This is a genomic window from Jeotgalibacillus marinus (genome assembly GCF_040801915.1).
In the GTDB taxonomy this organism is placed as follows: Bacteria; Bacillota; Bacilli; order Bacillales; family Jeotgalibacillaceae; genus Jeotgalibacillus; species Jeotgalibacillus marinus.
Genome location: NZ_JBFMIA010000285.1, coordinates 1 through 237 on the forward strand (window position 1 = coordinate 1; position 237 = coordinate 237).

General features: G+C 66.7%; 1 protein-coding gene. It reads right to left on the reverse strand.

Annotated elements, in window-relative coordinates:
* On the reverse strand, positions 1-237 hold a 237-nt coding region (locus tag AB1471_RS17870; protein WP_367781059.1), incomplete at both ends, for a prolipoprotein diacylglyceryl transferase family protein.

The window sequence follows — 237 nt, forward strand, 5'->3', positions numbered from 1 at the left end:
GGCGATGCGGGCAACCGCGTAGCCCAGCACGAATATGCCGCCGATCAGCCCCGGCCTCCTGAAGCCGAACCGCCGCACCGCCCAAGCGAGCAGGAGAAACAGCAGCAGGCCTTCGGCGAACGCTTCGTAGAGCTGGCTAGGATGCCGCGGCTCGGGTCCCGCATGAGGGAACACGACCGCGGAGGGGAAATCCGGCGCCGGACGCCCCCACAGCTCTCCGTTGATGAAATTCGCTAT